Source organism: Parabacteroides acidifaciens (assembly GCF_003363715.1).
GTDB lineage: Bacteria > Bacteroidota > Bacteroidia > Bacteroidales > Tannerellaceae > Parabacteroides > Parabacteroides acidifaciens.
The window spans coordinates 1-25,266 of sequence record NZ_QREV01000002.1; the positions used below are offsets into that span (position 1 = coordinate 1).

At 45.9% G+C, this 25,266-nt stretch carries 15 protein-coding genes and 1 riboswitch; of the genes, 14 read left to right on the top strand and 1 reads right to left on the bottom strand.

All coding sequences use genetic code 11. The features are described from left to right. Positions 1 to 81: 81 nt before the first annotated feature. The 7 genes from DWU89_RS00860 to DWU89_RS00890 all read left to right on the top strand — a co-directional run bounded on the left by DWU89_RS00860 (position 82) and on the right by DWU89_RS00890 (position 9,007). Positions 82 to 1,548, top strand: coding sequence for a hypothetical protein (locus tag DWU89_RS00860; RefSeq protein WP_244205822.1), 1,467 nt, complete (start codon positions 82 to 84; stop codon positions 1,546 to 1,548). A gap of 29 nt (positions 1,549 to 1,577) precedes the next feature. After that, a complete protein-coding gene (locus tag DWU89_RS00865; RefSeq protein ID WP_208642437.1) occupies positions 1,578 to 3,437 on the top strand; it encodes a class I mannose-6-phosphate isomerase in 1,860 nt (619 codons plus the stop codon). Continuing rightward, on the top strand, positions 3,412 to 4,341 hold the full coding sequence (locus DWU89_RS00870; RefSeq protein WP_115497819.1) for an ROK family protein: 930 nt from the start codon (positions 3,412 to 3,414) through the stop codon (positions 4,339 to 4,341). Before DWU89_RS00865 ends, DWU89_RS00870 begins: the two co-directional genes overlap by 26 nt. A gap of 106 nt (positions 4,342 to 4,447) precedes the next feature. Then, complete coding sequence (locus DWU89_RS00875) at positions 4,448 to 5,728, top strand: acetylxylan esterase (protein ID WP_115497820.1); 1,281 nt, start codon at positions 4,448 to 4,450, stop codon at positions 5,726 to 5,728. 29 nt (positions 5,729 to 5,757) lie between these two features. Then, on the top strand, positions 5,758 to 6,870 hold the full coding sequence (locus tag DWU89_RS00880) for a lactonase family protein (protein WP_115497821.1): 1,113 nt from the start codon (positions 5,758 to 5,760) through the stop codon (positions 6,868 to 6,870). A 3-nt stretch (positions 6,871 to 6,873) separates the two neighbouring features. Next, positions 6,874 to 7,698, top strand: a complete 825-nt coding sequence (gene murQ, locus DWU89_RS00885) for an N-acetylmuramic acid 6-phosphate etherase (RefSeq protein ID WP_115497822.1) — start codon at positions 6,874 to 6,876, stop codon at positions 7,696 to 7,698. Positions 7,699 to 7,858: 160 nt separating this feature from the next. Then, on the top strand, positions 7,859 to 9,007 hold the full coding sequence (locus DWU89_RS00890) for an alkaline phosphatase family protein (protein ID WP_244205823.1): 1,149 nt from the start codon (positions 7,859 to 7,861) through the stop codon (positions 9,005 to 9,007). Between the two features lie 611 nt (positions 9,008 to 9,618). Here the strand turns inward: DWU89_RS00890 and DWU89_RS00900 are convergent. Next, positions 9,619 to 11,214 (bottom strand): DUF6377 domain-containing protein, encoded by a 1,596-nt coding sequence (locus DWU89_RS00900; protein WP_115497950.1) that lies wholly within the window; start codon positions 11,212 to 11,214, stop codon positions 9,619 to 9,621. 322 nt (positions 11,215 to 11,536) lie between these two features. Here DWU89_RS00900 and DWU89_RS00905 point away from each other — a divergent pair, with 322 nt between their 5' ends. The 7 genes from DWU89_RS00905 (at position 11,537) to priA (ending at position 25,247) form a co-directional block, all read left to right on the top strand. Continuing rightward, positions 11,537 to 13,753 (top strand): glycoside hydrolase family 97 protein, encoded by a 2,217-nt coding sequence (locus DWU89_RS00905; RefSeq protein ID WP_115497951.1) that lies wholly within the window; start codon positions 11,537 to 11,539, stop codon positions 13,751 to 13,753. A gap of 98 nt (positions 13,754 to 13,851) precedes the next feature. Next, positions 13,852 to 16,833, top strand: coding sequence for a SusC/RagA family TonB-linked outer membrane protein (locus DWU89_RS00910; protein ID WP_115497825.1), 2,982 nt, complete (start codon positions 13,852 to 13,854; stop codon positions 16,831 to 16,833). A 13-nt stretch (positions 16,834 to 16,846) separates the two neighbouring features. Continuing rightward, entirely contained in the window at positions 16,847 to 18,463 is a 1,617-nt protein-coding gene (locus DWU89_RS00915) for a RagB/SusD family nutrient uptake outer membrane protein (protein ID WP_115497826.1), read from the top strand. Between the two features lie 39 nt (positions 18,464 to 18,502). Then, the gene (locus tag DWU89_RS00920) at positions 18,503 to 19,945 is read left to right on the top strand and encodes a SusF/SusE family outer membrane protein (protein ID WP_115497827.1); all 1,443 of its coding nucleotides are present in this window, start codon (positions 18,503 to 18,505) and stop codon (positions 19,943 to 19,945) included. A gap of 133 nt (positions 19,946 to 20,078) precedes the next feature. Further along, positions 20,079 to 20,275: riboswitch (cobalamin riboswitch) on the top strand. A 261-nt stretch (positions 20,276 to 20,536) separates the two neighbouring features. Beyond that, positions 20,537 to 22,096, top strand: coding sequence for an ATP-binding protein (locus DWU89_RS00925; RefSeq protein ID WP_115497828.1), 1,560 nt, complete (start codon positions 20,537 to 20,539; stop codon positions 22,094 to 22,096). 89 nt (positions 22,097 to 22,185) lie between these two features. Then, positions 22,186 to 22,773: a porin family protein gene (locus tag DWU89_RS00930; RefSeq protein WP_115497829.1), complete on the top strand. Its 588-nt coding sequence runs from the start codon at positions 22,186 to 22,188 to the stop codon at positions 22,771 to 22,773. Continuing rightward, positions 22,770 to 25,247: a replication restart helicase PriA gene (gene priA, locus DWU89_RS00935; protein ID WP_115497952.1), complete on the top strand. Its 2,478-nt coding sequence runs from the start codon at positions 22,770 to 22,772 to the stop codon at positions 25,245 to 25,247. The genes DWU89_RS00930 and priA overlap by 4 nt, the downstream gene beginning before the upstream one ends. Positions 25,248 to 25,266 lie beyond the last annotated feature (19 nt).

Genomic DNA, 25,266 nt, shown 5'->3' on the forward strand with positions numbered 1-25,266 from the left:
TTACCACTACTTCTCAAATAATTCGCTAAAAGTTTATTCCTCAATTGGTTAAGTCAAACCGATGAAAATCTAAAATAGATTATGAACGATCTAAAGAGAAAAATGATGAAAATAAATAAGAATAGAAAACCAAAGGCGGGATTGTTATTAATAGCGTCTCCACGATTTAGGGATTTAGGGGAAGGACTTCAACGGGGAACTTATGCAGAACGTAAAGGCTTTGTGGTCGATGCTTTTCTGGAACAGCTTCAAGACGAATTAGAAATCGTTTTTCCAGATGTGGTGTATGAACGGGAAGATGTGGAGAAAGCGATGACCTCTTTCTTTGTGGAACGGGTTGATTTTGTTATTGCAGAATATTTATCTTGGGCTGAAGATTTTGCCTGGATTCGTTTCTTGCGTGATATGCCTTCAATTCCGATGTTGTTTGTCAACCATGCAAGGGAAAAAGTCTCTTTTGAAGATACATTGGATGAAGATGATTTTATTGACTTCCTGTGTGCAGGAAATCTGGTCGGTTCTCTGGAGGCTGGTGGCTCTATTGCACGCATGGAACGTCCGGATGTAAAAATTGTAATGGGTTCAGACTTTCAGATTTACCAGCAGATTGTTCTGTATGCCCGGGCTGCCCGTGTCCGGGGATTATTGAAACAGTCAACTTTCGGGTTACTGGCTAACTATAATGAGGTAATGTGGTCTACCTATATGGATCCCTATAACCTGTTCACCCGTATCGGTCCGGAATTGCGTTTTATTCCTTATTCTGCCTATGCAGAGGAGATTGAAGCTGTTCCGAGCGAAGAGACGGCAGTCTTTAAAGAACGACTGATGACCAAATATAAAATGATGGATGATGTTGTTGATGATAAATTCGATGCTTCTATTCAAGCTTCTTTAGGAATCGCTCGTTTAGTGGAATCTTATTCTATTGACGCCATGATTTTCAACGATATTGATCCGGCCATGTTTCGTCTGATCGGGCTTCGTGCAGGTTTTTATCCGGATAGCCTGAATGAACGTACTTCAATATTGGTTCCGGAAGCAGATTTAGGAGCCGGAATGATTACCTACATATTGAAATTATTGAGCGGTAAACAAGTTAACTTTATCGAGCCGTTTCATATCGAATATGGCGAAAATACGTTTGCAGCTGGTCATGCTGGTCCGAATGATTATAATGAAGCCGGTCCGGAAGATGTGTTAATAGCCCGCGATGTCCGTTTTGCCAAGACGAATTATAAATATGCCGGAGCACCGTTTGCTTGGTACCGCATCTCGCCGGGACGGAAAACAATGGCACAGTTTGTAGAAGATAATGGCCGCTATAAACTGGTTTGTACACAGGTTGATTCATTACCGGGTAAGCATCTGTTTGCCAGTTACTCACATAGTATCTTCCGTCCGGTAGATATGCAGGTGACTGATCTGTTTGAACATATATTGAAAGTCGGCACAACCCAGCATTTTGCCATAGTGGATGGCGATTATCGGAAAGAGTTGCAAATACTTTCAGAGATGATGCATTTTGATTATTATGAATTTAGATAAAGAAATAGGGAGGAAAAAGTATGAGTTTTATGTATAATCCATATCCGTATGATGATTGGAATGCTGTTAATCGTCCGGCTGTCGATGATGAAGTGACGGATGCATTAGTGTCGGGAACGAAAGCTTCGGCGGATTTTTTGGCTGATGTCTTCAGAAAGCGTTTGGAAACGGTAAAAGGGAGAAATTGCATAGTTGCTTTTGATGGATATATCAGTGCCGATTGGAAAAGGACAATCAACCTGATTGTTCAAAACCTGGAAATGACGAAGACCGAATTTGAAGTGATACCATTTTCCGGAATATATAAAAAAGCAGACGTGTTGGATAAGGAATTGGATTACTATGTCGGAGAAGATAAAATCAAGGATCCGGTTTCCCTTTTTGGAAAAGTCTACGATAAAGGTTTTGAAGGATTATTAGACGAAGACAAGGCCGCGTCATTACAATCCGAATTAGAACATTTCAAACAGGGCAATATCGTGAAGTCTAAAGTTGTGATAGTCTATGGGAATGGTTGTGCAATCGCCCGGTACCGGGATTTGTATGATTGGATTTGCTATTTCGATGTGACTCCAAAGGAAAGTATCTTGAGAGCACGGCGGGGTTCGTTTGGAAACATTGGGGATCGTTTGGCAAAACCGGTAAAAACTTTGATCCGGCGTTGTTATTATGTCGATTTTGAAGTTGCCGTTCGTTTAAGAGGGGAATTGTTGCGTGATAATAAAATCGATTATTATTTGGCTTCCGATTATCCGGATGATATTCAGCTGCTTCCGGGAGTTCAACTGAATAACTTGTTTAATAAAATGGTTCGCTATCCTTTTCGCTGTAAACCGGTTTACCTGGAAGGTGTCTGGGGAGGAACCTTTGTAAAGCGGTTACGTGGTCTGCCGGAGGAAATGCGCAATTGTGCCTGGGTGTTTGATTTGATACCGATGGAAGTCAGCCTGGTGATGGAAGTCGGAAAGAGATTGTTTGAGGTTCCCTTCTCAACCTTTTTTCAGAAAGAAGGCGTTGCTCTGATGGGGGGGGATTGTATGAAAAAATTCAAAGGTTATTTCCCGATCCGTTTCAATTACGATGACTCTTATCACAGTAATGGTAATATGTCCATCCAGGTTCATTCCGGGAAAGATTATAATGTGGAAAATTATAACGAACTGGGACGGCAGGATGAAAGCTATTATGTGGTGCAGGTGGGACACCATGCGAAGACTTACGTTGGCTTTAATGAGGAGGCTGATCCGAAAGAATTTATTGAATTGGCCAAGAAATCAGAGAAAGACTATACACCGATTGACTATCAAAAATATATCCATTATGTTGATTCCAAGCCGGGAACACAAGTCCTTTTACCGGCGGGTACTATTCATTCTTCCGGACGTAATCAGGTAGTCTTGGAAATAGGTAGTCTGACAATCGGTTCTTATACATATAAAATGTATGATTATCTGCGGGCTGATTTGGATGGTAATCCCCGACCTATTCATACATATCACGGAGAACGTGTGCTGAAGACGGAAAGAACAACCCGTTGGGTGCGGGAAAACCTGGTTCAGACTCCACGTGTAGCACGTCAGGGAGATGGCTGGGCGGAATACATCGTCGGTGAACATGATCTGCTCTATTTCACATTGCATCGTTTTGAATTTGAGAAAGAGATAGAAGATGATACAAATGGAAAGTTTCATGTATTAGTCTTGGTAGATGGTGAGCAAGTGAAAGTCGAGTCTTTGGATCATCCGGAATGTAGCTATATCCAGAATTATATGGATATGGTTGTCGTTCCTGCAAATATCGGACGTTATGTTGTCAGGAATTTAGGTAATCAGCCGGTGTGTATTCATAAAACGATGTTGAAAGATGGCTTTATCGACGACAACCAATGAGGCTTGGCTGATTATTGATGCTGGAGGCACCTATCTGAAATCCGCTTTGTTAAATGTGGACGGTACGATATGTGCCTCTTCGTGTTTTTCGACTTTTTCCTGCTCACAAGGAACATTAGAACAAATAAAGAAAGCATTTGAAGATGTTCTGTCTCGTGGAATGGAATATTGTAGCAAAAATCAGCTTTGTCTGAAGGGGATAGGTGTTGCTATTCCAGGACCGTTTGACTACCACAGGGGCATTTCTTTAATGAAGCATAAATATCAGAGTCTGTACGGTCTTGATGTGAAAGATTTTTTGGTATCGACAGGTTGTTTTAATGTTGATCTCCCGGTCTGGTTTGTACATGATGTGAATGCCGTATTAGCTGGTGAACAATGGAGAGGAAGTGCCCGTTCTTTTAAAAATGTTGCTGTGGTTACCTTGGGGACTGGCCTTGGATTTGCTTGTTCGCTGGATGGCAAAATCCAGAGTTCGGAATTGGGTTCCCCCTTGTTTAGTATGTATAATCGTCCCTGCCGGGATGGTATTTTGGAAGATTATGCTTCTCAAAGAGGTATATTGCATATATATAAAGTGCTAAATGATAAAGTTCCGGATTGGATAACCGTAAAAGATATTGCAGCCTTGGCACAGCTGGGAGATGAGTTGTCTTTACAAACTTTTCGTATGATGGCTTTGATATTGGCAGAAAGCTTGTATCCCTTTTTAGAAGAGAAGAGAATAGAATGTTTGCTGTTTGGTGGGCAAATCTCTCGCTCTTTTCCTTTGATGGAGAATACTTTGAAAAGGCAATTGAGAGATATAACGGCATTGATGGTAATCGATACTGTATCCAGTATCGATAATGCTGCATTTTGGGGAACGTTAGTCCAAAGAGAAAGATTATCTTTTGCTGTTTAAGTGATAAAGGCAAGTTTTAGACTGTAGGATGTGAGGAATTTTTGTAAATTTACCGCATCCTTTAATTGTTTCTGTAAATAAATCGTTTATCTAAATCGTTTTTATCATGAAAAAATCTTTATTCTTATTCTGTTTCCTTCTGGGGATGTTAGGGAATTGGGGGAGTGTGTTAGCCCAGCCCGCTCAGAAGTTGATCAATGTTGTGGTTTCGCCGGATCGTGTTGATTGGAAATGCAAAGCGAAAGACGAAGTTAAGTTCACGGTGCAGGTTTTCAGGAATGAGAACTTGTTGAAAGATGTGGTGGTGGACTATGAGTTGGGGCCGGAATATTTTCCGACGGTTGTGAAGAATGATGTGCTGCTGGCGGAGGGGAAGACGACTTTAAAGGCTTCGATGAAAGAACCGGGATTCCTGCGTTGCAAAGTGATTGCCAAAGTGGATGGGCGCCGGTATGAAGGAATGGCGACTGTGGCGGTGGATGAAGCCAAAATCCAGCCGACAACTGCTAATCCGGAAGACTTCGATGTTTTCTGGATGAATGCGATTGAAGAGGCACGTAAGCAACCGCTCGATCCTAAGATGACTTTACTTCCAGAAAGATGTACATCGACTCAGAATGTTTACCACATCAGTTACCAGAACGAACATCCCGGCTCGCGGATGTATGGAATCCTGATTGTACCGAAGAAGTCCGGTAAATATCCGGCAGTCCTTCAAGTGCCGGGAGCGGGCATCCGTCCTTATGGAGGCTTCAATATGGGAGAAAATATTATTACGTTGGAGATTGGAATACACGGGATTCCTGTGACAATGCCCCAAGAGGCGTATGCAAATCTGGCTAACGGAGCATTGAGCGGATATCCTTCGGTGAACAAGAATGACCGCGATACGCATTATTATAAACGGGTGTATCTCGGTTGTGTGCGGGCCGTAGACTTTCTTTATTCATTGCCGGAGTTCGACGGAAGTACGGTTGGAGTGACCGGCGGCAGTCAGGGTGGAGCTTTGTCTATTGTTACGGCTGGTCTGGACCCGCGTATTAAATTTTTGGCAGCGTTCTATCCGGCTTTGTGCGATTACGCTGGTTATCTTCATAAGCGTGCTGGAGGCTGGCCTCATTATTACAGAAATGCCCAGCCGGCAGCCAATGAAGTGGAAACGCTTGCCTACTTCGACGTCGTGAATTTTGCGCGCCGGGTGAAAGCGCCGGGTTGGTACAGTTGGGGCTATAACGATGTGACTTGTCCGCCGACTTCCATGTATTCGGCTTATAATGTGATTCCGGGGGCAAAAGAACTGCATCTCTATCTGGAAACCGGTCATTGGACTTATCCGGAACAGGGGGCTGAGCGTATGGAATGGCTGAAAGATAAGTGCGGGAAGTGAGTTTGCTTCCCGATTAATAATAGAACAGTATGTCAAAATTAAAGTATTTTTTAATCGGTTTATTAGGTATGGCATTTACAGCATGTGCGCAAAAGGAGAGTGAATTGTATTTGTTTGTCGGCTCATATGCCGATGCGGCGGATACGGGTATCAGCTTGTATCGTTTTAATACGGATACGGGAGCGGCTACGTTGGTGAAAGAAGTTTCCGGTATTCAGGACCCTTCTTACCAGGCGATAAGCCGGGACGGGAAGTTTGTTTATTCGGTGAGCGAGACGGGAGAGAGCGATGCCAAAGTCTGTGCCTATTCTTTTAACAAGGACGCGGGGACGCTTACGCTGTTGAACGAGCAAAAGACCGAGGGAAGCGCTCCCTGTTATATCTGGGTGGACAGCCAGCGCCGCATGGCAGTTACGGCTAATTATAACGGAGGAAGTATCAGCGTATTCCCGATCTCGGCCGATGGCACGTTGCAGCCGGCCAAAGTCTGTGCGTATGAAGGTGGAACGCCGGGTTCCGAGCGGCAGGCGGTTCCGCACCTGCATTGCGTTTATGCTTCCCCGGATGAAAAATACCTGTATGCAAACGATTTGGGAACGGACCGGATCTATAAGTACGAGCTTATTGCTTCCGGCAGCGGATTGAACCTGAAGGAAGGGGAACCGGCATCCTTTAGTTTGCCGGCCGGAGAAGGTCCCCGTCACACGGTTTTCCATCCGAACGGAAAGCGGGCGTATCTGATCAGCGAACTTTCCGGGCGTGTAACGGTTCTCGATTATGATAACGGCAATTTTACGCCTGTCCAGTTTATAGAAGCGGATACGTTGCACGTTTCCGGCAGTGCAGATATACACATCACTCCGGACGGACGTTTCCTCTATGCCTCCAACCGTTTGAAGGGAGACGGCATTGCCATCTTCTCCATCGATCCAGCGGATGGGAAACTGACGAAAACCGGTTATCAACTGACGGGCATTCATCCGCGTAACTTCATTATTACGCCGAATGGCAAATACCTGTTGTGTGCCTGCCGTGACAGCAATGCAGTCCAGGTCTTTGAAATAGACCCGCAGACCGGGCTGTTGAAAGATACAGGGAAAGATATAAAGGTGGATAAACCCGTTTGTCTGAAGTTTAAATAAGATATGTCATTCATCAAGATAACAGAACAGGATTCCCACTACAACGACCTGGAGCAGAAGTCTGTCCGGGAGTTGCTCGAAGATATAAACACCGAAGACCGGAAGGTCGCTTTGGCTGTCCGGAAAACAATCCCTAAAATAGAAGAGTTGGTCTTGCAGATCGTCCCCCGCATGAAACAAGGGGGACGTATCTTCTATTTGGGAGCGGGGACGAGCGGTCGGTTAGGAGTTTTGGATGCATCCGAGATACCGCCGACGTTCGGAATGCCTCCTTCGGTGATTATCGGACTGATCGCCGGTGGTGACACTGCTCTCCGTAATCCGGTGGAGAATGCCGAAGACGATGAGGAACGCGGTTGGCAGGAATTGCAGGAACATCAGATTAATGCTCTGGATACCGTGATCGGCATTGCCGCTTCCGGCACGACGCCTTATGTCATCGGCGCCCTTCGCCGGGCACGCGAACATGGCATCCTGACAGCTTCCATCTCCAGCAATCCCGATTCGCCGATGGCTGCACAAGCCGACGTGGCGATCGAAATGATTGTCGGCCCGGAGTTTGTCACCGGCAGTTCCCGCATGAAATCAGGAACGGGACAGAAGATGATCCTGAATATGATTTCCACCTCCGTCATGATCCAGTTAGGCAGGATAAAAGGAAACCGGATGGTCAATATGCAGCTTACCAATCAAAAGCTCATCGACCGGGGAACCCGTATGGTGGCCGAAGAGTTGGGGCTTCCCTACAGCCAATCCCAGCATCTGCTCCTTATGTATGGTTCGGTTAAGGATGCCGTGGAGGCTTATCGTCATAAACGCTTAAAGTAAAAATGCTATTGGATCGGACAGTAATTGACTTACTTGATAGAATAATGTTGTAAATAATTGAATTGATATTATGAGAAGGAGAGATTGCATGAGATGTTTTTATTATTTGTTACTGACGCTGCTATGTTGTGCAGGTTTGTCGGCAAAGACAAAGAAAGCTGTGTATATAATCATTGACGGGGTTCCGGCTGACCAAATCGAGAGGCTGCACCCTTCGGCCATTTTCGATATCGCTTCGAGGGGCGCCTATGGCCGGGCTTATACCGGAGGCGAGATAGGCGGATATTCCCAAACCGCTACGATTTCGGCAATCGGATATACCAATTTGTTGACATCGACTTGGTTTAACAAACATAATGTGGGTGGCAATTCCAACCTGAAACCTAATTATAACTATTGGACTATCTTCAGGATCGCAAAAGAACAGCCGGAAGACTATAAAACGGCTATTTATTCCAGTTGGACGGACAACCGTACCGTATTGATCGGGGAAGGCAAGAAGGAGACAAACAATCTTAAAATAGATTATGTGAAAGACGGTTACGACCTCGATACGGTTCGCTTTCCGAAAAAAGAAAAGGATTTGCATATCTTCGATATCGACGAGCAAATCTCGAAAGACGCAGCGGCCGGTATCCGCAAGGATGCCCCCGATTTGAGTTGGGTTTATTTGTGGTACACCGACGATGCGGGACATATTGCCGGCAACGGTGCCTTTTTCGATGAGTATGTCCGGAAGGCTGACAACCAGGTTGCCCGTGTTTGGGAAGCTGTCAAGTATCGGGAGGCCAATTTCGATGAAGAATGGATGATCGTCGTTACGACCGATCACGGGCGTGGTGAGAATGGGCATGGACATGGAGGCCAATTCTGGCGGGAACGTACGACCTGGATATCGACCAATGTTCCTGTAAACAGCCATTTCTCAAAAGGGGCGTTAGCTATTACGGATATTGCTCCTTCTATTTGCCGTTATATAGGGTTTGAAATCCCGCAGGCTGTTCTTTGGGAGCAGGACGGCATTCCGTTTATCGGCAAAACCGATATTTATGATTTGCAAACCGTGCCTTATGACAATACGGTGGAGCTGTCCTGGAAATCTTATACTGAAAATGTTCCGGTCACAGTCTATGCTGCCACCGATAATAAATTCAAGGAAGGTGGAAAGGACGAATGGATTAAGCTTGCAGACCTTCCGGGGGGAGTGGATAAATATACGGTCGATTTGCAAAACCTGCCGGCTTCCAAGTTCTATAAGTTTGTTGTACAAGCTCCCGGGAATCATTTGAATCGTTGGTTGTTTAAGTAGATTTCAAATATGTTAAAATGACAATAACCCCCTTCTCCGGTCGTTTTTCTATTTCGTCTGAAATTTTGATCGATTTTGGTTTGACTTTTTTCATTGGTTATCCTTTCTTGTCTGACAAAAGATGAGGTGAGGTGCGCAGCCCGTTCCGAAAGGCTTTCTTTTTGATTGCCGAAAAACGGAAACGCCGGCAAAGTGATAAAGCTTAACTCCCGGAGAATCGAATATTTGCGAACGGAGACGGACTGCGCTCCAAATATCCCAAGGAAATATTGGGGGCCTTGTCGCCATGACGACCGTCCTCATCGCCTTTGTGACCGTCTTCATTGGAATGGCGACCGTCTTCATAGGGTATGACGACCGTCCTCATGGCGATAAAGTGCCGGGAAAATGAAATAAAGGTTGACTTCCCGGCAATAAACTCCCGAAAAAGGGGAAAGAGTCCCTTTTTGACGTCTGAAAAGTGGATTAACATTTATTCTGTTTCGGGCTTCTTTTGGGCTTAAAAAATGCGTTTTATACAATAAGCCCCTCTCTGGAGTCTCAATTGGTGAAAACAGGTCGTGCATTGCTTTGTTTAGGATACCGTGGATGCCTGCCACAGGTCCCGTGTTTTATAGATTGATCACGTTCTGTTCGAACTGCTCTTTGTTGCCGATTGCTTTATTCCGTATCTTACTCCGGTAGTTGTAAATGGTAGCTAAAGAATATCCTAAGAAATGGGCGATCCGGTTGCTGTCCGTTACTCCTAAGCGGATCAGTGCGAATATGCGCAGTTCCGTTGTCAGCAGTTCCCCTGATTTAGGATAAATCCGTCCTTCCTCTATCAACAGGCTGTTGAACGAAGAAATAAAATGGGGGAACAGTTCCAGGAAAGACTTATCAAACTCATTGTAGAACGCTTTCCGTTCGTCACGGATAAACTGTTCGGATTTGATGGCTTTGAACAGGTCGTCTATGCGTGAGGCCATTGCCAGTTTAGCTAACGAATGGCGGTAAGTGTCCAATTGGTCCAGATAAGCGACGCAGCGGTCCAGATAGCGGGCGATATATACTTCCTTGATTTTACCGGTCTGTTCCAGCTCCTTATTCACGGCTTGCAATTGCTTGTTGGTTTGGCTCAGATCCCGGCGCATGGCCGATAGCTTTTTCATCCACCGGTACAGATAGAAGATCGTTGCAATCAGGAAAAGAGACAGAAGGCTGATACTTATTAGCAGTGTGCGCGATATCTGGCGTTCTCTTTTCTCCTTTAATTTGTAGGCTTTGTCGATAATCGGGAAGAACTGTGTGACCTCGATAAATCGTAAACGAGCATTACATGAAACGGCATCCTCCATGGAGCAATTCAGATATTTGTAGGCGCGGTCTATCTCGCCCTGTCGGTAGATGAGTTGTGCTAACTTTTGCAAGGAGGCATATTCTTTTGTTGCCGATTGCAAATCCAATATGGCTGTTTGTGCCAGGTAATAGATCTGCTTATCTGTATCGTGCATTGCGTCGTACACTTCGGACAGTGTATAGTAGATAAACGTTTTCTGGCGTATATCCGGTTCTTGTTCTAAAAGGCCGTATAGAATCACCAATGAACTGTCTGGCTTACCGTCGACTATCCATTTTTCAGCCCGGACAATGTCCTGGTTTATTCCCGGTACAGGTGTTGCCAGGATAGAATCGCGGTAGGCATTGGTCTTTTGCAGGTATTTCTGCCTTTCGTCATCATGTGTCGTATAATCGGTCAACCAGCCATAATAGGCTCGGAACGTACCGTAATAATAATTCAAGGTCTTTTGATCCAGCTCTTTAGGGTTGATCTGCTCTAACTTTTCGAGTGCTTCGTTATACATTCCCATGACTCCCATGACTTCCGCCTGGTTGATAATGAGTTCATTTTTTAATTCGGGATGATTCAGCGAAGGGAGTAAATTGATCTTGCTGTTTATATAATATAAGGAAGAATCGGCCTGATAATGCAGGTAGAGGTGGTATAGCAAACCGTACAGGTTATATTTCTCTTCATCGTCTTTTGATTGGTATAACTGTTGTTTCAGATCGTTGATTTCTTTTTCTTTTTTTATATGGAAGGTTTGTTTTCTGGCTATTATTCCGTCCAACTCTTCCAGGACAATCTCGTTTGTTGTCTTTTCGGCGAACAGGCAAAGCGGACAGGCGAATAGTAATAATATAAGGTAACAGGTAATATTTTTCATTATCATCATTGACTTTGTTTTTCACAAATATATAAATATTAAGTATCCGAGGTGCAGAAAACGGTAAGAAATATTTATTAAAGGCTGTAGAAAAGGTGTGGATATGATTCTGGCAGTTCACAAAGACTTATATTTTTAAAAAAGATGTTTAATAGTAATTGTTTGTAGAATAGTGTGTTAGTTTAAATATAGACTGAAAATCATTTATATTTTTGTTCTTGTCTCATTTAGCGGGTTTCAATACTGCTACATTTGCCATATCCGAAATGAAAAAAACTCTCGGACCATATCGTTGGCATATAATTTAATACCATTTTATAATATGAAAAGAAAAAAGAATCTTTCACTCGTCTTTTTACTCTGCATTTCATTTATTGGAAATGCGCAGCAAAAACTTACCTCGCCGGATGGCAATCTGGAAATGACATTTCGTTTGAATCAGGAAGGCGCTCCTGTTTATGAATTAACTTATAAACAGAAAGAGGTCATCAAACCCAGTACGTTGGGACTGGAACTGAAAAAAGAGGATGCGGATGCAGCTGTCGACTTCGAGTTCAAGCAGCGTAAAGACGTTACGACATTAGACAAAAAGACTAATCTTTATAATGGCTTTGAAATCGGAGAGGTCAAGACATCTACATTCGATGAAACCTGGAAGCCGGTTTGGGGAGAAGAAAAGGAAATCCGGGATCATTATAATGAATTGGCGGTGACGCTGAATCAGCCCGCAAACGACAGACATATTGTGATCCGGTTCCGTCTTTTCAATGACGGATTGGGCTTCCGCTATGAGTTTCCGCAACAGAAGGAGTTGAACTATTTCGTCATCAAAGAAGAACATTCGCAATTCGGTATGGCAGGTGACCATACGGCATTTTGGATTCCCGGGGATTATGATACGCAAGAATACGATTACACGACTTCCCGTTTGTCTGAAATCAGAGGGTTGATGAAGAAGGCTATCACCCCTAATTCTTCACAGACGCCGTTTTCACCGACAGGCGTGCAGACCGCTTTGATGATGAAGACCGACGATGGCCTGTATATCAATTTACATGAAGCCGCTCTGGTCGATTATGCGTGTATGCATCTGAACCTGGATGACAAGAACATGGTGTTCGAATCCTGGCTCACCCCTGATGCGAGAGGCGATAAAGGCTACCTGCAAACTCCTTGTAACTCGCCCTGGCGTACGGTTATCGTGAGTGACGATGCCCGTGATATTTTGGCATCCCGTATTACGCTTAACCTGAATGAACCGTGTAAATTGGAAGATGTTTCCTGGATCAAGCCGGTTAAATACATCGGTGTATGGTGGGATATGATTACCAATAAAGGTACTTGGGCTTATACGGACGAACTTTCAAGTGTGAAGTTAGGAGTGACGGACTATTCCAAGACAAAGCCGAATGGCAGGCATTCCGCTAATACGGCAAATGTAAAACGTTATATCGATTTTGCCGCTCAGAATGGTTTCGACCAGGTTTTGGTTGAAGGATGGAATGAAGGCTGGGAAGACTGGTTCGGGAAAAGTAAGGATTATGTTTTTGACTTTGTGACTCCTTATCCCGATTTCAACGTAAAAGAACTTCAGAGCTATGCTGCCGGTAAAGGTGTGAGATTGATGATGCACCACGAAACATCCGCTTCCGTCCGTAATTACGAACGTCATATGGATAAAGCTTACCAGTTCATGGTCGACAATGGATATAACTCGGTTAAGAGCGGTTATGTCGGTGATATTATCCCGCGCGGGGAATACCATTACGGGCAATGGATGAACAACCACTATTTATTTGCTGTCAAGAAAGCGGCCGGTTATAAGATTATGGTAAATGCACACGAAGCGGTTCGTCCTACCGGGCTTTGCCGTACCTATCCGAACCTGATCGGCAATGAATCTGCCCGCGGAACAGAGTATGAATCGTTTGGCGGCAACAATGTGGACCATACGACTATCCTGCCTTTTACCCGTCTGGTCGGTGGACCGATGGATTATACGCCGGGCATCTTTGAAACGCATTGCAATAAGATGAATCCGAATAATAATTCCCAGGTCCGTTCCACTCTGGTGCGCCAGTTGGCATTGTATGTCACGATGTACAGCCCTCTGCAGATGGCTGCCGATATTCCTGAAAATTATGAACGTTTTATGGATGCCTTCCAGTTTATTAAGGATGTCGCCATCGATTGGGACGAAAGCCTGTATCTGGAAGCTGAACCGGGAGACTACATCACGATTGCCCGTCGGGCCAAAGGTTCGAATGACTGGTTTATCGGTTGTACGGCTGATGAAAACGGACATACTTCCAAATTGACATTTGATTTCCTGCAACCGGGAAAACAATATGTAGCAACGGTGTATGCCGATGCCAAAGATGCCGACTGGAAGAATAATCCGCAGGCCTATACGATAAGCAAAGGCGTACTGACCAATAAAAGCAAACTGACTTTGCGGGCAGCAAGCGGAGGGGGTTACGCCATCAGTATCAAAGAAGTAAAAGATAAATCAGAGGCAAAAGGATTGAAAAGGTTATAATAGCTTCAATAGGTTGAAGACAAATAGGTTTTAATAGGTATTTCTCTAATTTGCAACAAAATAAACATAAGTAATAACAATCTTAAATTCTCTAATGCATGAAACAAAAAATTTACTCTTGCAGTGCAAGAGTAAGCCTATTAGTACTAATAGGCTTACTGTGTAACTTTAGCATTTTTGCGCAAGACATTACAGTCAGAGGTAATGTAAAAGATGTGACCGGCGAGCCGATTATCGGTGCCAGTGTTCTTCAGGTTGGTACGACAAACGGGATCATTACCGATGTAGACGGTAATTTCTCTTTAACCGTACCCGGAAACTCTTCGATCAATATTTCGTATATCGGCTATATCCCTCAGACCTTAGCCGTTAATGGACAGACTTCTTTTAATATCATCTTGAAGGAGGATGTGGAAGCGTTGGACGAAGTGGTTGTTGTCGGTTACGCTACGGGAAGTAAGCGGACAATATCCGGTGCCGTTGAAAAGATTAAGAAAGAAGACATGAATGTCGGAGTCGTAACGAACCCGCTCGAGTCAATCAAGGGAAAAGTGGCCGGTGTGGTCATCAACAAACAGGGAGGCGACCCGGCTTCCACTCCCTCTATCCGTGTGCGTGGTACGACTTCATTATCCGGCGGTAACGATCCGTTGGTTGTGATAGACGGTGTTTTCGGTGACTTAGGCTTACTGAATGCGCTTTCTCCTTCCGACATCGAGACCTTTACGATTTTGAAGGATGCTTCCGAAACCGCCCAGTATGGTTCACGCGGTGCCAGCGGTGTAATTGTCGTTACTACGACGAAAGGGAAGGCGGGAGCCGTCAGCCTGAACTATGACGGGACATTCGGCGTGGAAAGCGTCTATAAGAACATTGATATGCTGAATGCCGCGCAATACCGGTCGGCCGTAGAGGTCGGTGGGTATGTCAATGCCCTCGACGGCGGTGCGAGCACGAACTTCATGAAGGAGATGCAACGTACCGGTTTCACGCAGAACCATCGCGTCTCTTTCGGTGCCGGAAACGAGCAATCCAATTACCGCGCTTCGATCGGCGTGATTGCACAGGACGGTATTATTGACGGTAGCGATATGCGCAATTATACCGCTAAGTTGGATGCGAACCAGCGGATGTTCGACGATCGTCTGAAAATAGAATTCGGCATGTTCGGTTCCAAGAAGGTGAATAACTATGTGAACGATCACCAGAAAACATTCTATTCCGCCGCTTCTTTCAATCCGACTCTCCCTGCTGCCCAAAATGTAGATGGAACGTGGCCGGAAGATCCGAACGCAAACGAAATAGACAACCCGTTAGGACGTCTGACCATACAGGATAAGGAAGACAATGCCTACCTGAATGCACACGGTAAGCTCTCGTTCAACTTTACCCCTGATCTGATGTTGAGTGTATTCGGCTCTTATACCTATAATGAGAAGATCAACTCGACCTACATTCCGAATAATATCAAAGCCGGTATCCGTGAAGGTAGCGGTAAGGCCAGCAAGACGCAGAAGAACAGCGATGTACTGATGGGAAATATCACGTTGTCCTATAAGAAAGACTTCGGAAAGAATCATGTTGATGTTTTAGGATTGATGGAAGGGCAGAGCTATAAGTTCAATGGTTTCGGTGCTGACGCACGCGGCTTCGGTACGAACTATTTCGGATATGACAACCTGAAAGCAGGAGCAAATGTGAAGTATGGCGATGTTACTTCTTATGCCAACTCTTACAATATCTCTTCTTTTATGGCCCGTCTTAACTATATGTTTGACGACCGTTATATCGCAACTGTCAACCTGCGTACCGACGGTTCTTCCAAATTAGGTGAAAACAATAAGTGGGGCTTCTTCCCTTCTGCTTCTGCGGCATGGGTAATCAGCAACGAGGCATTCCTGAAGGATATCGAACAGATTACGAACATCAAAATCAGAGCCGGTTACGGTCTGACCGGTAACCAGGATGCCATATCTCCTTACAACTCATTGTCCCTGATGCAACCTACGGGTATCACGACTGTCAACGGTCAGCAGACTGTTACTTACGGGTATGCCCGTAACGCAAACCCGGACCTGAAATGGGAAACCAAGAAGATGTTCGACGTAGGTGTTGACTTCAGCTTGTTGGATAGCCGGATTTCCGGTTCTGTCGATTATTACAATTCCAGAACGACAGATCTTCTGTACGAATATGCCGTTCCTGTTCCGCCGTTCCTCTACAACAAGCTCTTGGCAAACTTAGGGGAAATGCAGAACAACGGTGTGGAAATAGCTTTGAGCGGCACACCGGTACAGACAAAAGATTTCGACCTGAAGATCAGTGCCAATGTCTCTTATCAGAAGAATGAACTGAAATCATTGAGCGGAACTTATATGGGCCAGGAATTGTCTACTTCCGAATATATGCGTTTGGGTAGCATCAATGGCGCCGGTTTTATCGGTGGTAATACGGGAGTTATCTACCAGATGGTAGGACAGCCTGTAGGTGTATTCTATCTGCCTCATTCAAGAGGTCTGGTGAACGACGGTTTGGGTAGCTACACGTACCAGGTTGAAGACCTCGACAAGAACGGTACTGTCGATATCAATGACGGCAACGACCGCTACGTGGCAGGACAGGCAACTCCTAAAGTATTCATGGGTGCCAACATCAGCATGCGTTATAAACGCTTTGACTTGCAGGTACAGATGAGCGGAGCGTTCGGACATAAGATCTATAACGGAACCTCCCTGACTTATATGAACATGAACACCTTCCCGACATACAACGTCTTGCCGGATGCTCCTTCCATGAACATCAAGGATAATACGGTCACTGACTATTGGCTGGAAAAAGGTGATTATGTGAATATCGATTACATCACATTGGGCTATAACTTCAATGTAAAGAAAATCGATAAAGTCATTAAGAACATACGGTTGACGGCCTCTGTCAATAACGTGCATACATTCACGAACTATTCAGGTTTGTCGCCGATGATCAATAACACCGTTGTCGGTAGTGATATGGGTGTCGATGACAAACGCTTCTATCCGTTGACGCGGACCTATTCTCTCGGATTAAATATAACCTTCTAATTAGCATAAAAACATGAAAAAGAATATAATATATAGCTGCCTGCTTGCAGCCGCCACATTCGCTCTTCCTTCCTGTAGCTCTTTCTTGGAAGAAAACCCGAAAGACCAGATGCCGGAAGAAGAGGCTTACAAAAGCCCGGAATTGATTTACCTCAATACAGTTGCCAATCTTTATACCCAGATCGGTGCGACCGGCGGAGGGGAAGGACTGGCAGGAACAGACCGTGGTTTGTACGACATCCAGACATTTACGAACGACGAAGCCTTGCTGCCGACTCGTGGTGGTGACTGGGAAGACGGGAAATTATGGCAACGGTTGTATCTGCATACTTGGGATAAGTCTGAAGCTCCTTTCAAAAGCGTCTGGGATTATCTTTATAAAGTGATCGGTCTGAGCAACCAGTCTATCGACAAATTGAACAGCCTGATGGAAGCGGATCCCGAGAATATCTATCTTCCCGTTTACAAAGCGGAAGTACAGGCGATCCGTGCATTATACTACTACCAGTTGCTGGATTGCTTCGGCCGTGTACCTCTGGTCGAAAAGTCGGATGTACAGATTTCGGATGTCAAACAATCCGAAAGAAGCGAAGTGTACAATTTTGTCCGGAAGGAATTACAGGAGGCTTTGCCTTATCTGAATACGGCAAATAGTACGAAAGAAGGTGAGTATTATGGTCGTATGACACGTCCGGTGGCTTTCTTCCTATTGGCTAAGTTAGCCTTGAATGCGCAGGTCTATTCGGATGATGACTGGACGGACAACGGCGGTGCTCCTAACGGAAGTACGGATTTTGAAATGAACGGCCAGAAGGTTCTTTGCTGGGATGCTGCAATCGCTTATTGTGATTCTATTTCCAATTTGGGATATCAGCTTTCTTCCACTTATTCATCCAACTTCAGTGTGGGGAACGAGAAGTCTGTAGAAAATATTTTCACAATCCCGATGGATCCGGCTAAGTATAGTGCCCAATTCTATTATATCATCCGTACTGTCCATTATGCACACGGTAAAGCTTATTCGATCGACGGCTGGAACGGAGCTTCTGCTTCTAAGGAATTATTAGCTTCTTTCAGAAAAAGCAAGAATGATCCCCGCTTGGAATTGTGTTTCTTCACAGGTAAAGTAACCGGTCCGGACGGCGCTCCGGTCATGGATGGTGATAAAGAGCTGGAATATAAGCCGGATGCCGTTGCCGTCGATGTGTCGGGTATCGCCGATGAAAAAACGGCCGGTGCACGCTGGAAAAAGTATGAGATCGATCCCGCCTCCCAGTCGGCAGGCAAATTGCAAAGTGTCGATTTCGTATTATACAGGTATGCCGATGTCCTGTTGATGAAGGCCGAAGCCAAAATGCGTAAAGGGGAAAGCGGTGACAATGAAATCAATGAAGTACGCGGACGTGTAGGTGCCGATGCGCTCTCCAAAGCGACTCTCAACGACCTGTTGGACGAACGTGCACGCGAGCTTTCCTGGGAAGGTGTACGCCGTCAGGATCTTGTCAGGTTCGGCAAATTCTGCGATGCGGTGGACGGCCGTCCGGCGACACAACCCTATTGCACCGTATTCCCTATTCCGCATGATGTAGTCTTGCTGAATAAAAACCTTTCACAGAATAAAGGATATTGATAAACAACTATAAACAGATTCATATAAAAGGACAATGATATGAAAAAGATATGCAACTATATATCCGTATTTATCCTCCTGTTGCTGGCGGTGACAGGTTGTAAGGATAACGATAACTGGACCATTATCGAAGAGGCGCAACCCGGTACGTATGTGGTCGGTAGTGCCACCATATTCAGCGGTGAGGCTTCTACGTCAGCCTTGAAGCCTGTCAAGCTGGATCTTGGTGACGGTCTGTCTGAAACGAAGCCGGAGATAATCGGTATTTATACCTGGTTGAAAGCCGGTGGTGAGTTTAATATCTCCGTATGTAAAGCGGTCGGAGAAGAGCCGGTGCATTATGGTAAAGGGGAAGTCGTCGAGGAAGTTCCCGATGTAATCTCCATCTGCAACCTGTCTGCCGGAGGTCCGGCTTTTACAGTCGCCTCCGACGGGTTGTATAATATAATCGTTAATACCAGTCTGAACCAGGTGTCTATCCTGCCGGTGAGCTGGGGGATTATCGGTGCCGCCACAGAAGGCGCATGGGATAAGGAGACTCCTTTCAACGCTCCGAAGTTCGATGCGACCAGTACGACGGTAGAGTGGGAGATGTCGACGACGCTGAATGCCGGTGAGTTCAAATTCCGTTATAGCGGTAACTGGGGGTATGAAATCCCATACGATGCGGCCAGCAAAGTGAAAATCTTCACCGATGTTACAGGAACGAAGGAAGGAACGGATAATATCTTGACCGAAGGTTTCAGTAGTATGGAAACGGGAGGTGCCAACCTGGTTACGAATATCGGAGGACAATTCAGCGTGTATATGAAATATGATATCCGTGCCGGGCAGTTCAGCGCTCGTTATGTCCTGACCGGTGAGCCGGTCGTTCCGCCGGCTTATCCCGAAAATCTGTTTATCGTCGGGGATGCCTTCCAGGGATGGACACCCGAAACAGATGCGGAAGAATGTATTCCGGTAAACGGAACGCCAAGTTCATTCTGGAAGATCGCCTATCTGAATCCCGGCGGCTTTAAGTTTACGGTTAAGTTAGGTTGGGGCGGTGACTTCGGTATTGCCGAAGAGAACGCCGATGCTATAGGAGAATATACCAAAGGCGGAAACAACATCAACGTGACGACTCCGGGCTATTATCTGATCTATGTCAATCTGGAAGACAATACCGTTTCCGTGACAGACGTGAATATCTATCTGGTCGGTAAAGTCAACGGCGGTGATTCATGGGAGTATGAGGAAGCAAATAAGTTTACGGTTGATAATGCCGCCAAGAAGATCACATCTCCTGCATTTGCGGCCGATGGTAACTTGCGCATGTGTATCAAACACCCGGGTTTGTCTGATTGGTGGCGTGCCGAATTTAATATTTACGAAGGAAAGATCGAATATCGTGGCAATGGAGGCGACCAGCCTGCTGTGCCTGTCAAAGCCGGACAGAAAGCGGTACTCGACTTCACCGATGGAACAGGCGTGATCCAGTAAAAGGTTTTCACCCCTGATCGTTAAGGAGAGTCTGATGTGCGGCCAACAACCGTATGTCAGACTCTTTTTTCGTTAGAAAAAGACGCGTTCAGCTTTTTTTAGGCGAAGATGAGATATTTATGGAAAATATCCCTATATTTGTCGCATGCATTGTTCCTGCTTCGCACTCTGCGGAAAAGGATTAAAAGGGAATCGGGTGTAAATCCCGAACAGTCCCGCTGCTGTAAGCTTCATAAACGGATTGGGCAATTCTTTTTGCCACTGACGAAAGTTGGGAAGGCGCTCATACCGGAAGCAAGTCAGAAGACCTGCAACGCATTTTTTTTCGACGGCTTCGAGGAAAGGCCGGAAGAGAACATCAGAGCATTTCTGCTTGCATATTCTTTACCCGTTCCCGTAGCCTCCATTGTATTGTTTTTAATTATTTTGCCATAATAATTAGGAAAAGAAGCATGGATCAATATGCGGGATGAGCTCCGCTATTGGTTCATGCTTTCCTTTTATCGGCATTTAAATGATTTTGATTTGACTTGCATGAAAATCGAAGGTTTTTCCGTAGATTTGTATTCATACTTTTAAAACAGAGGATATATGGAAACGACATTTATCAGGAAGTACCCCATCGGGATACAGAATTTTGAGAAGATCAGAAAAGAAGGCTACCTGTATGTTGATAAAACCGACCTGGTGTATCAATTGGTGAAGACAGGTAGCTACTACTTTCTGAGCCGTCCGCGTCGTTTCGGCAAAAGCCTGCTTATTTCCACGTTCGAAGCCTACTTCAAGGGAAAGAAAGAACTATTTGAAGGGCTGGCTATCGAAAAACTTGAAAAAGACTGGCTGACCTATCCGGTGTTACATCTGGATTTGAACGCCAAGAAGTATGTTTCTCCCGAGGATTTGACCGCCATACTCAATCAGCATTTAGAAAGGTGGGAGTTGTTGTATGGCGACGAGAAAAAGGACCGTAGCCCGGAAGAACGTTTTTCATATGTTATCGAGCGCGCTTCGGAGAAGACCGGTATGCGGGTGGTCATCCTGATCGACGAATACGACAAACCGATGCTACAGGCCATCGATAACGACGAATTGCAAAACGAATACCGCAACACCCTGAAAGCGTTCTATGGGGTGATGAAGAGCATGGACCGGTATATCCAGTTCGCTTTCCTCACCGGTGTGACCAAGTTCGGCAAAGTGAGCGTGTTCAGCGATCTGAATAATCTGAACGACATATCGATGTGGGGGGCATTCGTTAGCCTTTGTGGAATTGATGAAAACGAATTGCACGCTTATTTCGACAATGATATCCATGCATTGGCTTCAACACTCGGCATAACGTATGAAGAAGCCTGTCTTGAGTTGAAAGCGTCTTATGACGGCTACCATTTTGTAGAGAACTCTCTTGGTATCTATAACCCGTTTAGCTTGTTGAATACATTCGAGAAGAAGAAATTCGGCAGTTATTGGTTTGAAACCGGGACGCCCACCTATCTGGTGAAGTTATTGCAAAACACGAACTACGACCTCTACCGGATGGCGCATACCGAGACGGATGCCGAGGTCTTGAACAGCATCGATGCCATCTCGAAGAACCCCATACCGGTTATCTATCAAAGCGGTTACCTGACGATCAAAGGATACGACAAGACATTTGGTCTCTACCGTTTAGGTTTCCCGAATAAGGAGGTGGAGGAAGGGTTCATTAAATATCTCCTGCCTTATTACACCCCGGTGAGTCCGGTCGATACAACTTTCGAGATCAAGAAGTTTGCCAGGGAAGTCTACGACGGCAATTACGAAGCCTTTTTACGCCGCCTGCAAAGTTTCTTTGCCGACACACCTTACGAGTTGGTCCGCAACCTGGAACTGCATTATCAGAATGTACTTTTTATTGTCTTTAAGCTGCTGGGCTTCTATGTAAAAGCAGAATACCATACGTCGGAAGGCCGTATAGATCTGATCCTGCAAACCGATCGTTTCATCTACGTCATGGAGTTCAAACTCAACGGTACGGCCGAAGAAGCATTGCAACAAATCGATGACAAAGGTTACGCTCTTCCGTTCGCTTCCGACCCGCGTACGTTGTTCCGTATCGGCATCAATTTCAGCGCGCAGACACGCAATATCGAAAAGTGGTTGGTTGAATAATACTGAATAAACTGTTTGCAAGCGAGATTTGTTTATTACTGGAAAAGTGTGTTTATTTGTAATCGGTATTAATTAAATAAAGAAAGAGTATGAAAAAGATTGTAGGGTTTATGTTGCTGGCTGTGATGGCATTGGTTGCTGTGCCTGCGAAATCCCAGATTAAGTTCGGTATAAAGGGCGGTTTGAACATCTCGTCCGTGCATTTCAATGAAAAAATAGTCGGGAAAGACAATGTGACAGGCTTTAATATCGGTCCGATGATGGAAGTGATGGCTCCGGTGATGGGTGTCGGTTTTGATGCGGCTATCCTTTATTCGCAGAAGGGAATCGGGGCGAAGGGAGAAAAAGACCTTAAAAACGATTATATAGATGTACCGGTCAACTTGAAATGGAAGTTTGGACTGCCGATTATAAAAGGATATCTGGCTGCCGGACCGTATGTGGGCTTCCGTGTGGGCGGTGATAAGTTTTGGGATATCCCCGGTTCGGTTGGAAACCAGTTAAAGGCGAAGAACTTTAATGCCGGTTTGAATCTGGGTGGCGGTGTGGAGCTGATCAAGCATTTGCAGGTCGGTTTCAATTATGCCCTGGGATTGACAGAAGATTATAGCGCATCTAAACTTGATTTGAACGGTAAGAACCGCGGATGGTCGATTACGGCGGCGATCTTGTTTTGAAATACGCAGATGTCATATTACCCCTGCCGTTAGAGAATAGCTATACTTATAGTATTCCGGCTGATCTGGAACAGGCGGTTATACCGGGTTGCCGGGTGATTGTCCATTTCGGAAAGAAGCGCTACTATACGGCTATCGTGATGGAGGTGCATGAGCGTAAGCCGGACAGCCAATACGAGACAAAGGAGATTTATGCCCTTTTAGATGCCACTCCCGTGCTTCGCCGTCCGCAACTTCGTTTCTGGAAATGGATTGCGTCTTATTATCTTTGTAAGTTAGGAGATGTTTATAAGGCCGCCTTGCCTTCCGGGTTGAAACTGGAAAGCGAGACGGCTGTCACTTATAATGAAGCCTTTGAAGCGGACGGGCCGTTGCGCCCGAACGAACAGGTGGTGCTGGATGCCTTTGCGGGAGTCTTGAAACTGACGGTGTCCGAACTGGAAAAGAAAACCGGGCTCCGTAATGTTGTGCCTGTTGTCGCCTCCTTGATGGCGAAAGGGGCAGTCGAAGTCAGCGAGGAACTGAAACGTGGTTTTGCGCCGAAGATGCAGACTTTCATCCGTCTTTCCGAAGCCTATAAGGATGTAGAGACGCATGGTCGTGCGTCTCTACAATCTGTGTTTGATGAGCTTAAGCGGGCGAAGAAACAGGAGCTGCTGTTGGTTTGTTTTCTGGATTTAAGCCATGCGCTTAATCCGGCTCTGACGCGGGAACTATCGAAAAAAGAGTTGCTCGAAAACAGCCATTGCTCACCGGCTACGTTGGACGGTTTGTTGAAGCGGGGCGTTTTGGAAAGCTACGAGAAGGAGGTAGGCCGCCTTCAGGTGCCGGTCTGCCGTTTGCAGACGCCCAGTCCGCTCAGTCCGGCACAGGAAAAGGCTTACGGGGAGATACACGATGTGTTCGGCACGAAAGATGTTTGCCTGCTGCATGGCGTGACATCCAGCGGAAAGACGGAGATTTATATCCGCCTGATAGACGAGGTACTGAAGATGGGCCGCCAGGTCTTATATTTGCTTCCCGAGATTGCCATTACTACGCAAATTACGGAACGGTTGGCTAAGTTGTTCGGCGATAAGTTGCTGGTCTATCATTCCAAGTTTTCCGATAACGAGCGGGTGGAAGTCTGGAACCGCCTGCTGCATACAGATGGGCCGATGCTGGTCTTGGGTGTCCGTTCTTCGCTATTTCTGCCGTTTAAGGATTTGGGACTGATTGTAGTGGATGAGGAACACGAGAATACCTATAAGCAGCAAGATCCGGCTCCGCGCTACCATGCCCGCAATGCCGCGATTGTATTGGCCGGTATGCATGGGGCAAAGACTCTTTTGGGTTCTGCCACTCCGTCTATCGATTCCTATTTTAATGCGACTACCGGCAAATATGGCTTGGTCGAGCTTACCACCCGCTATGGTGACTGTCTGATGCCGGAGATACTGCCGGTCGACATAAAGGAGCTGCGGCGTAAGAAGATTATGAAAGATACGCTTTTCTCTCCGATATTGGTCGAAAAGATCAATATGGCGTTGGAACGGGGAGAGCAGGCGATTTTGTTCCAGAACCGGCGTGGTTTTGCTCCGGTGATCGAGTGTAAGAGTTGTGGTTGGGTGCCCCATTGCGTGAACTGCGATGTCAGCCTGACGTACCATAAGTTCCGTAACGAACTGGTTTGCCATTATTGCGGGTATAAGATCCAGTTGCCCCGCCAGTGTCCGGAATGCCAAAGCCCGGAATTGCGGACGATGGGTTTCGGAACGGAAATGGTGGAAGAGGAGATAGACACGCTTTTCCCCGCAGCCAAAGTGGAACGCCTGGACTTCGACACGGCGCGTACTCGTACGGCTTATGAACGGATAATCGCCGATTTCGAGAAGGGAAAGACGCAGATACTGATTGGAACCCAGATGCTGTCGAAAGGATTGGACTTCGGAAATGTGAGTGTGGTCGGTATCCTGAATGCCGACAGCCTGATGAACTTCCCGGATTTCCGTGCCCATGAACGGGCTTTCCAGTTGATGGTGCAGGTCAGCGGACGTGCCGGCCGGCGGGATAAACGCGGAACAGTAATCTTGCAAACGTCCGGGCCGGATCATCCGTTGATCCGGATGGTGGAGCGTTTTGCTTATAAAGAGATGGTTCGCCTGCAATTGGGTGAGCGCAGTATGTTCCGTTATCCGCCTTATTACCGGCTGATCGTGATTGTGTTGCGTAGTCGCAATGACTCGATCTTGCAGGAATTGTCTGTTTTATATGCCGACAACCTGCGCCGTCGTTTGGGTGAACGCGTCTTGGGGCCGGTTACCCCGCCTATTACACGAGTGCAGACGCTTCATATCCGAAAGATCGTTTTGAAAATAGAAATAGCCGCCGCGATCGCTCCGGTTCGCGAGATTCTGGAAGCCGTGCATGCGGAGATGCAACGTTACCTGCCATTCAAGCAATTGATTGTGCATTACGACGTGGATCCGGCGTAGAGACGCACGGTTGTGCGTC

Excerpts from the sequence above, each read along its gene's own strand:
- DWU89_RS00860 (WP_244205822.1), top strand. The coding sequence starts at position 82 with ATGAACGATCTAAAGAGAAAAATGATGAAAATAAATAAGAATAGAAAA.
- DWU89_RS00865 (WP_208642437.1), top strand. The coding sequence starts at position 1,578 with ATGTATAATCCATATCCGTATGATGATTGGAATGCTGTTAATCGTCCG.
- DWU89_RS00870 (WP_115497819.1), top strand. The coding sequence starts at position 3,412 with ATGGCTTTATCGACGACAACCAATGAGGCTTGGCTGATTATTGATGCT.
- DWU89_RS00875 (WP_115497820.1), top strand. The coding sequence starts at position 4,448 with ATGAAAAAATCTTTATTCTTATTCTGTTTCCTTCTGGGGATGTTAGGG.
- DWU89_RS00880 (WP_115497821.1), top strand. The coding sequence starts at position 5,758 with ATGTCAAAATTAAAGTATTTTTTAATCGGTTTATTAGGTATGGCATTT.
- murQ (WP_115497822.1), top strand. The coding sequence starts at position 6,874 with ATGTCATTCATCAAGATAACAGAACAGGATTCCCACTACAACGACCTG.
- DWU89_RS00900 (WP_115497950.1), bottom strand. The coding sequence starts at position 11,214 with ATGAAAAATATTACCTGTTACCTTATATTATTACTATTCGCCTGTCCG.
- DWU89_RS00905 (WP_115497951.1), top strand. The coding sequence starts at position 11,537 with ATGAAAAGAAAAAAGAATCTTTCACTCGTCTTTTTACTCTGCATTTCA.
- DWU89_RS00910 (WP_115497825.1), top strand. The coding sequence starts at position 13,852 with ATGAAACAAAAAATTTACTCTTGCAGTGCAAGAGTAAGCCTATTAGTA.
- DWU89_RS00915 (WP_115497826.1), top strand. The coding sequence starts at position 16,847 with ATGAAAAAGAATATAATATATAGCTGCCTGCTTGCAGCCGCCACATTC.
- DWU89_RS00920 (WP_115497827.1), top strand. The coding sequence starts at position 18,503 with ATGAAAAAGATATGCAACTATATATCCGTATTTATCCTCCTGTTGCTG.
- DWU89_RS00925 (WP_115497828.1), top strand. The coding sequence starts at position 20,537 with ATGGAAACGACATTTATCAGGAAGTACCCCATCGGGATACAGAATTTT.
- DWU89_RS00930 (WP_115497829.1), top strand. The coding sequence starts at position 22,186 with ATGAAAAAGATTGTAGGGTTTATGTTGCTGGCTGTGATGGCATTGGTT.